Raw genomic sequence first — 14,924 nt, forward strand, 5'->3', positions numbered from 1 at the left:
TGGGAACCGCGCGGGTTTCCTGCGCCATACCGCTAACGCCCGCCGGAGCCCCAATACCGCGCGAGCGGTTTCGTCCACCGACCCTTCTCGGCCGTTCGACCCTCGGAACTCGAGCGTCTCTTGACGAAATACAACGGCCAGCCGCTCGCGGCCCCGTGGACGCGTCATCGGCCATTGCCCTCGTTCGAATGTCGGTTTGTCAAGCGGCTACGTTTCTCTTTCTTGACGCGCTTGAACCTTGGCCGGTGCAAGTGCCCGTCTCCCTCACTGAAGCCGGACACGCACGTGTGACTTACGATGGACTTATCGGGAAAAGATTCGGGTGCTGAACGAAGTACAGGCGGTCCACCAGTCGTTCGGCGCGAAGCCGGCATCCACCGCTGCGCGCGAGGCGCCGACCGCCGCGCCGAGCTTGTCCGCGACGTCTTCCAGCAGCGCGAAGTGCTCGCCCGCGCCCATGCCGCGCCCGCCCGAGATCACGCGTTGCGCGGAGGTCAGTTCGGCGCGTGCCGAGCGCGTCAGCTGCTGGCTCACGAAGCGCGCGCCGCGTGCTTCGGCGGCGGCCTCGCGCGTCACGATCTCACCGTTGCCGCCCTCTCGCTCCGCCGCCGCGAAGGCCGTCGTGCGCACGGTGACGATCTTGACCGGGTCCGGGCTGCGGACCGCCGCGAGCACGTTGCCGGCGTAGATGGGATGCACGAATGTATTGGCGGACCGGATCGCGACGACGTCGGAGACCTGCGCGACATCGAGCAATGCGGCGACGCGCGGCATCACGTTCTTCGCGGTCGTCGTAGCGGGCGCGACGATGCGGCTGTATTCGCCCGCGAGCGTCACGATGAGCGCGGCGAGGTTCCCGGCAAGCGCGTGACGATAGTGCGCGGCATCGACGGCGATCACGCGGCGCACGTCTGCGATGCACGCCGCCCGCGCGGCGACATTGGCGCACTGCGCCCCGGCGACAAGCACATCAATGTCGCTGCCCAGTTGCGTGGCGGCCGTGACCGCGTGGGGCGTGGCTGCGCCAAGCGTCTGGTTGTCGTGTTCTGCAATAACGAGTACGGACATGGATCTCACCTTCGATCAGATAACTTGCGCGACGCTGCGCAGGTTGCTCACGAGTTCGGCGGCATCGGCCACGCAAACGCCGGCGCTGCGCTTCGCGGGCTCGGCGAGGCCGAGCGTCGTGAGTCGCGGTGTGACGTCGACATCGAGCGCCTGCGGCGTCACGACATCGAGCGGCTTCTTCTTCGCCTTCATGATGTTAGGCAGCGTCGCGAACCGCGGCGTATTCAGCCGCAGGTCGGTCGCGACGAGAACGGGCAGATCGAGTTCGAGCGTCTCCAACCCGCCGTCGATCTCTCGCGTGACCGTCGCCTTGCCCGCATCGATCGCGACCCGCGATGTAAACGGCGCCTGCGGCCAGCGGAGCAGCGCCGTGAGCATCTGGCCGACCTGATTAGCGTCGTTGTCGATGGCCTGCTTCCCGAGCAGCACGAGTTGCGGCTGCTCGCGTTCGACCAGTGCTTTCAGCAGCTTCGCGACCGCGAGCGACTGCAACGCGGCATCGGTCTCGACGAGAATGCCGCGGTCCGCGCCGATCGCCAGGGCCGCGTGAGGGAATCGTTTTGTGCGCTGCAATGCGATCCGCGTGACCGAGACTCGCGTATGATCGAAAAAGCGTTGCCTCGCACTGCGCCGTTGCCAGGCTGCACGCCGATCTCCCCTGATGGAATCCACGGACTCCCAGCGTGGCGCCGCGCGATATTCCTCGTACAGGGGAGCGCTATTCGCATATGCGGGAGATGGCAGCCCGGCGTCACCCGATGAGCGCAGCCGCCGACGCACATGACCGAAGTCATCGAGCCGATCAGGCCCACCCTTCTGCTCGCCACGAAGCTCCTTCCGCCACGTCTTCCCGCCGGACTGATCGATCGGCCGCGGCTCGTCGATCTAGCGGCGCAGGCCGAAAACAAGCGTCTCACCGTCATCAAGGCGCCCGCGGGCTTCGGCAAGACTTCGCTGGCGCTCACGTGGCTCGGCTGGCTGCGCGAGCGCGGCGCGCTGGTCGCGTGGATTTCCATCGACGCGGACGACGACGAGCCCGCCCGCTTCCTTCACCATCTCGCGCAGGCGTTGCGACAGGCGTGCGGCAACATCGGCGCGTCCGCGATCGCCCTGACCGCCGATGCCTCGCTCGTGCCCGCGCAATCGATCGTCGCGACGCTGATCAACGAGCTGATCGAAGTCGAGGACGAACTTTATCTCTTTCTCGACGACTATCACCTGATCGGCCTGCCGGTCGTGCGCGAGGTCGTCGCGTTCTTTATCGGGCACGCGCCGTCGCATGTCCACGTCGTGATCTGCACCCGCGACGACGCAACGCTGCCGCTCGCACGCCTGCGGGCGCGCAATGAGTTGCTGGAAATCGATGCATCGGCACTGCGCTTCAACTTCGACGAAACGCGTTCCTTCGTCGAACGCGAATGTCCGGGCAAGCTGAGCGCGTCCACGCTCCGCTCGCTCTTCGCGAACACCGAGGGCTGGGCCGCGGCGCTGCGCATTTCCGCGGCGGTGCTGGCGCGGGAGGAATCGCGGACGGACGCCGAATCGCCCATGCCGTCCGGCGCGTCCCGGCCGTTTGCGGCCTATCTGCAGGAGATGCTGAAGCGCCTGCCCGCCGAGGTGGTCGAGTTCATGCTGCGCACGTCGATCGTGGAGGGGCTGAACGCGTCGCTGTGCGAGGCGATCACTGGCGTCGCGGACAGCCAGGGCATGCTGGAGACGATCGCCGCGCGCCAGCTCCTGCTGGAACCGATGGACCTCGAAGGACGCTCGTTCCGTTATCACCATCTGATGCGCGACTATCTGCGCCAGCGGCTCGACACGCTTTATCGCCGTCAGGTGGCGGACCTGCATCTGCGCGCATGCCGGTGGTACGCACGCGAGACGCAATGGACGGACGCCGTCAGGCACGCGCTCGCCGCGGGCGCGACCGACGAGGCGCTCGCGCTGATGAGCCGTTGCGCGATGACGCTGGTGATGAAAGGCGATCTGCTCACGCTGCTCGGCTGGCAGCGCGAGTTCCCGGCGAATCTGATGCAGGCGCAGTTGCAGGTGAGGCTGGCGATCGCGTGGGGCATGGCGCTCGCGCTGCGTTTCGACGATGCCCTCGCGATGATCGACGCTCTGGAGCGCGATGCCGACGGCGTTGCCGTCGCCGCCGAGGCGGAGCAACTGCGTCGGGAATGTCTGGCGATCCGCTCCGTGCTGGCGGGCCTGCAGGACGACCCGCAACGCGCGCTCGAACTCGCGCAGACCTGTCTCGAACGGCCGTCGAGAGATCTCTGGACGGTCAACGTCGTCTCCAACGTCGTACGCTTCGCGCACTGGCGAGCGGGCAATCTCGAGGCGCTGTATGCGACGCCCTGGATTCCCTGCGCCATCGAGGACGATCAGCGCAATGTGGTTACGCCGGTCTATCGGTTGTGCCTGCTCGGCCATACGGAAATGCAGCAGTTGCACTTCCCGCTGGCCGAGCAGTACTTTACGGAGGCGATGCACATGGCCCGGCGCTACGCCGGCCCGCAGTCCGTCTCCGCAGCGTTGTGCGCGCCGATGATCGCGCAGTTGCGCTACGAGCAGCGACGCCTCGACGAAGCCGAAGCGCTGCTCCTCGACCTGATGCCCGTCGTCGATCTGGCGGCCATGCTGGACAGCGTGCTGAGCGCCTATCGCGTGCTGATCCGGATCGCGATAGCGCGTTCGAACCCGGCGCACGCCTACGCGCTGCTCGACCGCGCGCAGACGCTCGGGCACAAGCGCGGCTGGCAACGCCTCCTTGCCGCGGGGCTCGTCGAACGCACGCGGCTGCATCTGCGGGAAGGCAGAACGATGGAAGCATCGGCATGCGTGGCCCAGCTCGATGCGCTCGCCGCGCACGGCGCTAGGCCGGGCGCGCCCGTGTCGGCGGAGATCGAGAATTATCGCGCGCTCGCGGCAGCCTGCGTCGCGATGAGCCAGAACCGCAGCCTCGAAGCCGTCGATCTGCTAGAGGAGGCGCGGCAAAGCGCCGGGCGCCGACACAACCATTACCTGGGCTTGCGCTTGCGCACCATGCAGGCGCTTGCGTGGATGAGCGCTGGCATGCGCGGCGAGGCGGTTGAGGTCATCGGCGAAGTCGTGAGGAGGGCCGCGCCCGCGGGGCTCCATCAGTCGCTGCTCGATCAGGGCGAGCAGATCGGACCATTGCTGCAGGCGCTTCGGGACGACACGCGCAATTCGGCGCAGCCCCGCGACGTGCTGAGCTATATCGACCGTCTGCTCGATGGCTGGCGCGCGCAATACCAGCCCGACGGCGCATCGCGCCGCGACGCTGGACGCGAACCGCTGAGTGCGAGGGAGCGCAACATCGTCGAGCTGATTGCGCAGGGACTGTCGAACAAGGAGATTGCGCGCGACCTGGGCGTCACGCCCGAGACGATCAAGTCGCACGTCAAGAACATCTTCGTGAAGCTGGCGGTCGACAAGCGCGCACACGCCGTCGCGCGCGCGCAGGCTCTCGGGCTCGTGCGCCACGGCTGACTAGATTGCGTAATGCGCCACGGCAAGCGTGCCAGCGTGAAGCAGCACGCCTGCGATGCCGCCGACCAGCGTGCCGTTGACGCGCACGAACTGCAGGTCGCGGCCGATTTCCGCCTCGATCTTCCGGCTGACCTCGGTCGCGTCCCAACCCTTGACGACCTCGGTGATCAGTTAATCAGTTCCGTCAACCGGCTTCGGTAGCGCACGACGAGTGCGCGCGCCGCTTCCAGCCACCACGCGTTGAGCGTGTGCTGAAGCGCCGGCGAGCGCGCCACACCGTCGCCGAAAGAGACCAGCATGGAAGTCGCGATGGCGCGCGTGACGGAGCGTTCGCGGCTGGCATCGTCGGCTACATGGCGGCGAATGCGCCTCAGCACGATGCGCGCATGACCCGCTCGCCTGACCTGACGAATGCAGTCGCGCAGCAACGACTTACCGAAGCGGCGATGCGTATCCGATGTCTGCAACTGCTCGATGAAAGTCAGGAAGGCGCGGTCGATCTCGCGGCGCAGCGCATGATCCGGCGTGGCGGCCACTTCCTGCACCAGCGCGACGATGCCCGCAACGAAACGGTCGACGACATAGGCGTCGAAGCGCGCGGGCGTGTATCGCGACGCCGCGCTGAACTTCGCATTCAGCACGCCCGCATGACGCACGAGCCAGCGTTCGAGCGCGCGAAGGCCGTGTTCCACGAGCGGCCGATGCCGGTCGCCCTCGGCGAGCATGCCCAGCACGCGGCCGGCCGCGCGCGACGCGTCGAAGCTGCGCAGACGCGGCAGCAGCATCCATTCGATGAAGCGCGCGGCTTCGTTCTCGTCGATGGTGTCCAGCGCGCCGGGAAGCGATTCGACGAGCGCAGCCGCGATGATCTCGCTGTTCGCGCGATTCGACAGCGATTGCGCCAGCGCCTTCGCGGCATTGTGACCGCCGAGTTTCGCGACGATCAGCTCGGGCTCCAGGAAATTCTCTTCGACGAACCTGCCGAGACTCTCCGCGATGCGTGGCTGATTCCGCGCGATGATCGCCGTATGCGGCAACGGCAACGCGAACGGATGCCGGAAGAGCGCGACCACCGCATACCAGTCCGCGATTGCGCCGACGGTTCCCGCTTCGGCGAACGATCGCAGCCACGCGAGCCACGGATACCGCTCCTCGAGAACGACGCATGCGAACAGCAGCACGGCCATGCCGCCGAGCAAACCGGTCGCCGCGCGTCGCATGCGGGTCATCCGGCGTTCCTTCTCGCTTTCCGTCGCGGCGGACGCGTTCGCGGCCGCCCCTCGCTCGCCGCGAAACGGCAAGCTCAACCCGGCTCCTGACGCAGGAACCTGCGCACGACCGGCGCGACGTCCTTCGCACGCGTGATCAGAAACAGATGACCGTCGTCGATCACATACAGCACCGATTGCCGGATGCGCACAGCCAGAATCTTTGCGTTGGACAGCGGCACGATCGGATCGTCGTTGCCGTGCATCACGAGCGTCGTCTGCGGCAACGTGCCCAGCCAGTGCATGCTGGTCCAGCCCCAGGCGGCCATCAACTGATAGAGATATCCGCGGCCGCGCGGCGGCTGGATATGGCGGCTGTGCTCCTTCAGAAGCTCCGGAGCGCGCCGGTACGCGCCGCCATAGATTTCCGGCCCGACCTGCTGAAGATACGCCGGATCGGTGTAACGGCGCGGGCCGATCAGCTTCGACAGAACGGAAAGCCGCGCCGGTATCATGAGCACGCCCGCCGATGTCGATGCGAGAATCAGTCTGCGGCAGCGCTCGGGATATTGCCGCGCGAACTGCTGCGCGAGCGCGCCGCCCCACGATACGCCGAGCACGTCGACGGGCCCATCGTGTCCCAGCCGCTTAAGGAGCTTGTCGGTCAACACGCAGAGCGTCGAGAAGCGATAAGGCGCGAGCGGCACGGGCGAACCGCCGACGCCGGGGATATCGAAAATGATGACGCCGACATCCCCCAGCGCCTCGACGAACGGCTCGACGAGTTCCAGATTCGCGCCGATGCCGTTGAAGATCAGAAGCGGCGGCGATGCGTCGCTTCCATGCCGCACGCCCACGCGCACGAGCTGACCGTCGAGATCGACGGTCTGGGTTTCCATGATGCCGACAGACTCGGAAGTGTTATTCATTGCTCTCATCCAGACCTGATCTCGTTGATGCGCCGCGCGGGACGCGTTACTTGCGCGGTTGCAGCAGCGCCCTCAACTCCTCGACGTTCTCCGCGACGCGCTTCGAAATGACCGCGTAGCTGTCGGAGTGGGCCCAATACGCCGTGCCGAAGAGTTCCCGCACGTCGGAAAGCGTCGCGTAGAACGCCTGCTGCACCGCTTCGCTCGCGGCGGCCGGCCTGGCCTCCTGGCCAGGTTGCTTGCCGGACAGCGCGCGGACCCGCGTCATCGTTCCGGAGAGGATTTCAATCTGCTTCTGGCCGAGCGACTGGATGCCCGTCAGCGCGGTGGTGCCGACGGTCGCGAGCGCTTCGACGTCCTTGCGGCGCGAATCCAGAATGGCGTTGGCATTGAAGCCGGACAAGCGCAAAGGCTTGATGAACTTGAGGCATCCGTCGAAGAAATTGCTTTGATTGGTCGATTCCATGATCCGTTTTCCTTTCGATGAAAATGAGTCGATGCCAGCCGCGACGCGGCTGGCGCATCGAAGTCAGTCCTGCAGGACGTAAGTGCCCGGCGCGGCCGCGAGCGACGGATGCCGTTCGTTGCCGAGCGCGGCAGGCGCCGCGCGGCGTTTGCCGGAGCGCGCGGCGAGCCACACGCTCCAGTCGTTCCACCACGAATCCGTTGTCGGCACGGCAGCGTCGAGCCAGGCGTCGGCGCTCGCGGACAGCTCGGGATTGAGATAGAACTTCGCCTTGGAATTGCCCGGAGGATTGATCAGGCTCTGGATGTGACCGCTCGAACTCAGCACAAAGCGCGTCTTGCCGCCGAAGAGACGCACCGTGTCGTAGACGCCCTTCCACGGCGTGATGTGATCCGTGATGCCCGCCACCACGTATTTGTCGCAGGCCACGTCGTTCAGGTCGATCTGCGTTCCCAGCACGCTCAGCGCGCCGGGCTTCGTGAACAGGTTGTCCGTGAAGATGTCGAGCAACTGGCCGTGCAGCTTCGCCGGCAGACGGGTCGTGTCGTTGTTCCAGTAGAGGATGTCGAACGCGGGCGGCGTGTTGCCCATCAGGTAGTTGTTGACCCAGTAATTCCAGACGAGATCGTTGGGCCGCAGCCATGCGAACACGCGTCCCATCTCCTCGCCGGCGAGCACGCCGCGCGAGGTGCTTGCATGCTTCGCCGCAGCGATGGCCTCGGGCGTCGCGAAGAGACCGAGCTGCGAGTCCGCCGTGTTGTCGAGCACGGCCACCATCAGCGTCGCGGCATGAACGGATTTATCGCCACGGCTTGCCAGAAGTCCGAGCAAAGCCGAGATGGTCATGGCGCCTGAGCATGCGCCGTGCAGGTTGACATCGTCGCTGCCGGTGATGTCGCGCACGGCCGCGATCGCTTGGAGAAGCGCCGTCACGTAGGTGTCGAGATCCCAGTCGGATTGCGCCGCGGTCGGATCGCGCCAGCTCACGACGAACACCTGAAACTCGCTCTTCAGCAGATGCTCGACGATGCTCTTGCCCGGCGAAAGATCGAACACGTAGAACTTGTTGATCTGCGGCGGAACGATCAGTTGCGGCCGGCTGTGTACGTTCGCGGTGGCCGGCGCGTACTGGATCAGCTCCAGCACTTCATTGCGAAACACGACAGCGCCCTTCGACGTGCCGAGATTCTTGCCGACCTCGAATGCGGTCCGGTCCACCTGGGCGGGCATGCCCTGATTCTTCACCATGTCCGTCACGGCGTTCTTCAGGCCGCCTATCAGGCTCGCGCCGCCCGAATCGACAGCTTTCTTGAGCGCGGCCGGGTTGCCGAGCAGGGTGTTAGTCGGCGACATCGCGTCGGTGAAGAGGGACATCACGAATTGCGCGCGCTCCTTGCTCTTTGGGTCGAGCGCGGAGCGGTCGACGAAGCCGGAGAGCGCGTCGCGCCACGCGACATAGCCTTGCATCGTCATGCGATAGAGCGCGTTGTCGCGCCACGCGACATCGGCGAAACGCTTGTCGCCCTGCGGCGCGCCCGGCGCGTCGCCGCTCAGAGCGGCGATCAGATCGCGGATCAGCGCGGCTTCCTGTTCGACGATCAGCGCGGGTTGCCGCCACGCCTGCGCGCCGATATGGCGCGCGGTCGCGACGACGTCGCAAGGACGCAGCCCCACGAACGGATTCGGGCCCGGCATGCCTTCCGTCGCCGAATGCACGAGGTCGTTCGCTGCCGCTCCACGCGCCAGTCTTTTAGTGCTTACCGCCATTTTGATGCTCCTCCGACTTGCTCTCAGGTTCTTCGTTTTGTTTGCTTACGCGATCAGCATCGCCAGCGTCTCGGCGATGAGCGCCGGCTTGTCCTCACCATCTATCTCCAGCTCGTTCTTCGTCTTGACGATGACCCGCCCGCCGCTCTTTCGCTCCACCGACAGCAGGCTCACGCGGTTGCGCACGCGCGCACCGGCCTTCACCGGCGTCATGAAGCGCACCTTGTCCAGCCCGTAGTTGAGACCGGCGGATGCGTCCTGGGGAATGACGCCGATGTCCATTGCGAGCGGCGCCAGCAGCGACAGCGTCAGATAGCCATGCGCGATGGATCCGCCGAACGGACTCTCACGCTTCGCGCGTTCGACATCGACGTGGATCCACTGCGTGTCGCCGGTGCAGCGCGCGAAGTCATCGATGCGCGCCTGATCCACGACCGTCCAGTCCGACACGCCCAGCTCCCGACCCACGAAATCCTCGATCGATGCGACGCGGTATTGCTTGATGCTCGACATTGCCTGGCTCCTTGTGACCGATCAGACGAACTGGGCGCGCAGCCATTTCTTGTTCACCTTGCCGACGCTCGTCTTTTCGAGTCCATCGACGAACCTGACGATTTGCGGCACCGCGTACTTCGAGATGCGTCCCGATGCGCTGAACGTCAGCACGTGACGCTTGATCTCATCCTCGGTGATGACCGCGTCCGCGCGCACCACGACGAGCGCGACCGGCCGCTCGCCCCACTTCTCGTCGCTGACGCCGATCACGGCGACTTCGGAGACGCCGGGGTGCATCGAAATCAGGCTCTCGACTTCGAGCGACGAGATCCATTCGCCACCCGACTTGATCACATCCTTCATGCGATCCGTGATCAGAAGGCTGCCGTTCGCGCCGATGCTCGCGATGTCCTGCGTATGCAGATAGCCGCCGTCCCAGAGCTGTTCGGATGCCTCGGGGTTGTTGAGATAGCCTTGCGTGAGCCACGGCGCGCGGACGACGATTTCGCCGTTGGCCTTGCCGTCGTGCGCGACATCTTCCATGTTCGCGTTGACGATGCGCAGATCAACGAGCGGAATCGGCGAACCGGTGCGGCAGCGCAGGCGCACTTGCTCGTCGAGATCGAGGGATTCGTCGCCGGGTTTCAGTTGCGCCAGGCTCAGCACCGGGCACGTCTCCGACATGCCGTAGCCCGTGAAGACATCGATGCCGCGACCGAGCGCGGCGCGCGCCAGCCCGTGCGTCAGCGCTCCGCCGCCGATGACCACCTTCCATCTGCTGAGGTCGGCGGATTTCGCTTCGCCGCAGGTGAGCAGCATATGCAGGATCGTGCCGACGCAATGCGAGAACGTCACGCCTTCATCGTGCAGCAGCCGCACCAGCCGGTCCGGCACGTAGCGTCCCGGATAGACCTGCTTTACGCCCAGCATGGTGGCGATGTAGGGCATGCCCCACGCATGCACATGGAACATCGGCGTGAGCGGCATATACACGTCGCCGCGATGAAAGCGCTGACCCGATTCGGGGCTCGCCAACGCCGCCATCACGGTGATGGTGTGCAACACGATCTGACGATGCGAGAAGTAGACGCCCTTGGGCAGGCCCGTCGTGCCGGTCGTGTAGAACGTGGTGGCGCGCGTGTTTTCGTCGAAGTCCGGGAAATCGTAGTGAGCGGCGGCGGCGGCGAGCATCGCCTCGTATTCGGTTGCGAACGAAATGGCGTGCTCGCAGGTCTCGCCGTCCTGCTCGTCGATCAGGACGAAGGTGCACACGGTTTCGAGCTGATCCTTGATCGCCGCCAGCACCGGGAGGAAATCGGTATGGACGAGCAGAACTTCTGCGCCCGCGTGATTGATCGTGTACGCGATCTCCGCATTCGAGAGACGCACGTTGACGGTCTGCAGGACCGCGCCCATCATCGGCACCGCGAAGTAGCATTCCAGATAGCGGTGGCTATCCCAGTCCATCACGGCGACGGTGCTGCCGTGCTGTACGCCGAGCCGGCTCAGACCACCGGCGAGTCGCGCGATGCGCTCGCCCAGGCCCGTATAGGTCATGCGCGTCCCGCCTCGGTAGACAATCTCCTGGTCGGGCGCCTGAATGAATGGCGTGTGCAGCAGTTGCTTGATCAGCAACGGATAGGCGTAGGCCGAGGGCGCGGCGGCCTGGAGGTCGTCCCGCATCTTTGTCTCCTTGTCTCATTCTGTTAGAGGGGCGGACACGCCGGTTGGCGGCGATGTCGTTTCCGGTAAGTGAATGATCGAAGCGAACGGGATTCGGAACCATCCCCCGAACGGGGGAGCTTGCCGCGGTTAACCTTGGCCGGCCCCGACGTCGCCTAGGTTCTGGATCGCTTGCCGCGGTCGATAACGACATCTGGAACAGCGGTAGGGAAATATAGGGCGATTACTCAGCAGTCGCCATTCAATCGGCTTGACGCCTGCCGGCGGATCGACCTCGCGGGCGACGATGCAGGTGGCACTCACCACGCCGCCGGCAGCACCCGACAACGCGACACGCTGCGGCCACACCTGCTGCCGTACCGCGCGCGCAGGCTAAGCCTGACGGGCTGCCAACGTAAAGTGAATCCACCCGCTGGCTCACCCGCAGTCACTTGGTCCCACAGCTTGTCGCCGTCAGGCAAGGTGCGATTGTGCTGCGAGCGCAGTAACCAATCCGCAGGGGTGGCCCGACTCCTTTGCTTTGACCATCAGCGCCGCAATGTCCGATTCCCGGTCAGCCGCATAGACGAGTCGGGTGGCAGGCAATGCGGCCGCTTGTTCGGCAACCCGCTCATATCCCTCGGTCCAGCGGGTGCCTTCCTTGATGCCGGGGCGCACGCCGTCCGCACCCTTGGACTCGCGCGCCCATATGTACGCGTCAAGCACGCCCAGCGGTTCGCGCGATGGCGTCACCGCGTAAGTCGGGTGCAGATATAGCCCACGTTGCGCTTCATACGACAGCGGACCCAAGCCTGTGATGGTTTGGCCGTTAAAGTCCAACTGCGTGGTGCTCCTGAATACAAAGCACTACTTCGCACGCCCGCATCCGTTCGGATGAATGCTGCCAATGTGGCGCCATGATGTCGCGCCAGTCCAGCTCCTCTTGCGCCAGGAAGCGATACGCTGCCGCTGTTTCCCGCCCAGCCGCCGCATGCGTGGGGATGCTTGCCGTCGGCTAATCCGCCAGCCGCACAGCCAGTAGCACGGCGCGCTTGTTCAGGCGTTCATCGCCCAAATCAATGCCCTTGAATTCTGCCGCCGCCCAGCTCGATTTCTCTTGCGTCATCTGCCGCCCACTGCCACATAGTCGAAACAGGCAACGACTCCTGGCGCTTCAGAAACAGCACGGCGGGGCAGCCCGCTTCGCGAGCCGCAATCCGGAAAAGCTTACCCAAACGACAAAAAGAGGAGGAAATCGACGCTTTCTGCATCAAGGGGGGTGAGTCAGTTTTAGATGCAAAAAGTGGGGTCGGTTTCCGGCGCAAATCAACAAGCGCTTCATAGTCGCACCGTGAAGTCCGCCCGGAGCCGGCGTGCTGCGCAGCGATTAAGCTCGCAATATTGGAGAGAGCGACAAGTCGCTCACGTTGACTGGTGGCAGGTTCTATGTCCGGTCACTAGCGGTTTTCAGCTTCGGTTTAACGCTGGACTTTCCGCGCTTAGCGAAGCCTCCCGCCACTGTGAGACGGTCATGCCGAAGTGCTTCCTGAACCAATAAGCAAAGGCGCTTGAACTGGAGAAGCCGAGAAGGTCAGTGAGCTCAGCCAACGAGCGATTGCCGTCGAGAATCTGCCGTGCGGCGAGTTCCGCACGAACGGCCTGAAGCACAGACAGGAAGTTTGTGTCTTCCGCAGAGAGTCGACGATGTAACGTCCGCCGGTCTACACCCAGGTGTCTGGCCACTTGATCCGACGTACACCGTCCGCCCGGCAACATGGCCGTCACAACCTGCCGCACCGTGTTCGTCGCACTTTCACCGGCGCCAGATAGCGCCTGGTCCAGGAATTGACGGGCATACGATGCCATCCGGAAGTCGTTGGCTGGCATAAGCGCGTCCATCTCCTTTGCGGCGCAGACAATGCCATTAAAGCTTGCGTTGAACTCCACCGGTATGCCAAAGAGCGCTCTGTGACATGTGGCGCCGCGTGGTGGACGATGCTCGAAGCTGACGTTGCGCGGGCGCCAAGCGGGTCCCAGGAGTTCTTTGAGCGTGCGATGCAGCACGCCAATGGCCATCTCGATGGCCTGTCGCACCGGTCGCTTGTCGGTGACGAGGATCTCTTCGCGAATTAGCACGGCGTCGTCGTAGTCCTCGATGCTGGTCAGCAGCGCACCGTTGACGAGCCGCATATAGCGACACAGGCTTTCCAGTGCTTGCCGCGCACTTTGCGCTTCCCGCATCACAACGCTGATGGGCCCCATATTCGACAGGCGGCGGCCCGCAGCGAGTTGCAACCCGAAATCCTCCACGCTTGCCGCCAATGCGCTGTCCTCCAGCAACTGGCGAACGGCCATCGCGCTGATCGGTATATCCGGGTCGAGAAGGTTGCGAGGACTCACGCCCGCGTCGCGCTGCATGGCATCCGGGTCGAGACCATAGCGTTGCGCGAGGTCTGCGTAGCCGGCCAGACTGGCGCTTCGGATCAACGGCGTAAACCCCGACATGGCTTTGTCCCAATTTCGACATGGTATGTCCCAGATAATACATCGTAACCGACGCTGGAGGAATAATCTTTGGACGTTGCCCGATCCGACTTATATGTCGGCTCCCAAAGCAAACGATCCGCACCTCGTTCCAAAATCAGGAGATTTCCATGCACTTCCTTGACGGCGCCCATTTTCCGGAGAACCAGCAGAAGCTCGTGATCACGGCAGCGCCCTATGCGCCCGCATTCATGCCGTCCGATTTCCCGGAAGACATTCCGATCACGATGGACGAGCATATCCAGAAGGCCGTCGACTGCTACAACGCCGGCGCCACGGTGCTTCACCTGCATGTGCGGGAGTTGGACGGCAAGGGCTCAAAGCGCCTGTCCAAGTTCAATGAACTCATCGCCGGAGTGCGCGCCGCGGTGCCAGACATGATCATCCAGGTGGGCGGGTCAATCTCGTTTGCGCCGGAAAGCGAGGCCGACGTTGCCAAGTGGCTCTCCGATGACACTCGCCACATGCTGGCCGATCTTGATCCGAAGGCGGACCAGGTGACGGTTGTTGTCAACACGAACCAGATGAACGTGATTGAACAGATGTGCGAAGCTGACCTTAAGGGTATTTCACTTGGTGAGCCGGCCCTGATGCACGCGTATCGTGAAATGACGATCCCGGGCGGCCCGGAATGGCTGGAAGAACATATCCGGCGACTGTCGGCTAACGGCGTCCAGGCGCACTTCCAGCTTGCCAATACCACCCAGATCGAAACGTTGGAACGCATGATGCGCCGCGGCGTGGCCAACGTGCCTCTGATCCTCACCTGGGTGGCGCTCGGCGGTGGCTTCGACGCGCCGAACATCTATAACCTGGCGAACTTCGTCCGTGCCTGTCCCGATGGCTCAGTGCTGACCCTCGAATCGTCGATGCTGAATGTGCTGCCCTTGAACATGATGGCTATCGCCATGGGACTGCATGTGCGTTGCGGCAATGAGGACAACATTTGGACGCAGCGGCGCGACCGAAAGATGGGAACCGTCGAGCAGATCGAGCAGCTCGTGCGCATCTCCCATGAGGCCGGCCGCGACGTCGCGAATGCCCGTGAAGCCCGAGAGATCTACAAGATCGGCACGTTCTACCAGAACGCAGACCAAGCGCTGGCAGCCAACGGGTTCCCGCCGAATCGGAAGCCCGCGGAGCGCTCAAGCCCTCAGCGAGTGGCGGCGTAAGCGCTGACGCTTCGCATCGCGCCGGCCTGAATGAGCCCTTCGGCCGGTGCGGCATCTGTCTTCGCGCTCGATTCGATGCATAGATGCGAGCAGTTAC

11 protein-coding genes and 3 pseudogenes are annotated in these 14,924 nt (G+C 64.4%); 3 read left to right on the forward strand and 11 right to left on the reverse strand.

Going from position 1 to position 14,924, the window contains the following annotated elements:
* Nucleotides 1–303: 303 nt before the first annotated feature.
* Nucleotides 304–1,068 carry an electron transfer flavoprotein subunit alpha/FixB family protein gene (locus AWB74_RS38940; RefSeq protein ID WP_061151909.1) on the reverse strand — a complete coding sequence of 255 codons (765 nt, stop codon included), beginning with the start codon at nt 1,066–1,068 and terminating at the stop codon, nt 304–306.
* A 15-nt stretch (nt 1,069–1,083) separates the two neighbouring features.
* Nucleotides 1,084–1,611, reverse strand: a pseudogene (locus tag AWB74_RS38945) (electron transfer flavoprotein subunit beta/FixA family protein); the annotation flags it as partial.
* A gap of 237 nt (nt 1,612–1,848) precedes the next feature.
* Here AWB74_RS38945 and AWB74_RS38950 point away from each other — a divergent pair.
* On the forward strand, nt 1,849–4,584 hold the full coding sequence (locus tag AWB74_RS38950; RefSeq protein WP_061151911.1) for a LuxR C-terminal-related transcriptional regulator: 2,736 nt from the start codon (nt 1,849–1,851) through the stop codon (nt 4,582–4,584).
* Here the strand turns inward: AWB74_RS38950 and AWB74_RS47755 are convergent, their stop codons facing one another.
* The 8 genes and pseudogenes from AWB74_RS47755 to AWB74_RS38985 form a co-directional block, all read right to left on the reverse strand.
* Complete coding sequence (locus tag AWB74_RS47755; protein WP_327363066.1) at nt 4,585–4,755, reverse strand: DUF445 family protein; 171 nt, start codon at nt 4,753–4,755, stop codon at nt 4,585–4,587. It lies immediately after the preceding gene.
* Nucleotides 4,752–5,891: a DUF445 domain-containing protein gene (locus AWB74_RS38955; protein ID WP_235024861.1), complete on the reverse strand. Its 1,140-nt coding sequence runs from the start codon at nt 5,889–5,891 to the stop codon at nt 4,752–4,754. Before AWB74_RS38955 ends, AWB74_RS47755 begins: the two co-directional genes overlap by 4 nt.
* Nucleotides 5,888–6,721 (reverse strand): poly(3-hydroxyalkanoate) depolymerase, encoded by an 834-nt coding sequence (phaZ, locus tag AWB74_RS38960; RefSeq protein WP_061151912.1) that lies wholly within the window; start codon nt 6,719–6,721, stop codon nt 5,888–5,890. The genes AWB74_RS38955 and phaZ overlap by 4 nt, the downstream gene beginning before the upstream one ends.
* Before the next feature lie 46 nt (nt 6,722–6,767).
* Complete coding sequence (locus AWB74_RS38965; protein ID WP_061151913.1) at nt 6,768–7,187, reverse strand: phasin family protein; 420 nt, start codon at nt 7,185–7,187, stop codon at nt 6,768–6,770.
* A 63-nt stretch (nt 7,188–7,250) separates the two neighbouring features.
* A complete protein-coding gene (locus tag AWB74_RS38970; protein ID WP_061151914.1) occupies nt 7,251–8,954 on the reverse strand; it encodes an alpha/beta fold hydrolase in 1,704 nt (567 codons plus the stop codon).
* A 45-nt stretch (nt 8,955–8,999) separates the two neighbouring features.
* Complete coding sequence (locus AWB74_RS38975; RefSeq protein ID WP_061151915.1) at nt 9,000–9,467, reverse strand: MaoC family dehydratase; 468 nt, start codon at nt 9,465–9,467, stop codon at nt 9,000–9,002.
* Nucleotides 9,468–9,488: 21 nt separating this feature from the next.
* Nucleotides 9,489–11,132 carry a fatty acid--CoA ligase gene (locus AWB74_RS38980; protein ID WP_061151916.1) on the reverse strand — a complete coding sequence of 548 codons (1,644 nt, stop codon included), beginning with the start codon at nt 11,130–11,132 and terminating at the stop codon, nt 9,489–9,491.
* A gap of 219 nt (nt 11,133–11,351) precedes the next feature.
* Nucleotides 11,352–12,237, reverse strand: a pseudogene (locus AWB74_RS38985) (IS4 family transposase); the annotation flags it as partial.
* Between the two features lie 8 nt (nt 12,238–12,245).
* On the opposite strand from AWB74_RS38985, the pseudogene AWB74_RS47760 reads away from it, so the two are divergent.
* Nucleotides 12,246–12,455: pseudogene (locus tag AWB74_RS47760) on the forward strand (hypothetical protein); the annotation flags it as partial.
* A 123-nt stretch (nt 12,456–12,578) separates the two neighbouring features.
* Here AWB74_RS47760 and AWB74_RS38990 read toward each other — a convergent pair.
* Nucleotides 12,579–13,616 carry an AraC family transcriptional regulator gene (locus AWB74_RS38990; protein WP_087039447.1) on the reverse strand — a complete coding sequence of 346 codons (1,038 nt, stop codon included), beginning with the start codon at nt 13,614–13,616 and terminating at the stop codon, nt 12,579–12,581.
* Nucleotides 13,617–13,765: 149 nt separating this feature from the next.
* On the opposite strand from AWB74_RS38990, the gene AWB74_RS38995 reads away from it, so the two are divergent.
* A complete protein-coding gene (locus tag AWB74_RS38995; protein ID WP_061151917.1) occupies nt 13,766–14,827 on the forward strand; it encodes a BKACE family enzyme in 1,062 nt (353 codons plus the stop codon).
* Nucleotides 14,828–14,924 lie beyond the last annotated feature (97 nt).

The organism is Caballeronia arvi, from assembly GCF_001544695.2.
Lineage (GTDB): Bacteria > Pseudomonadota > Gammaproteobacteria > Burkholderiales > Burkholderiaceae > Caballeronia > Caballeronia arvi.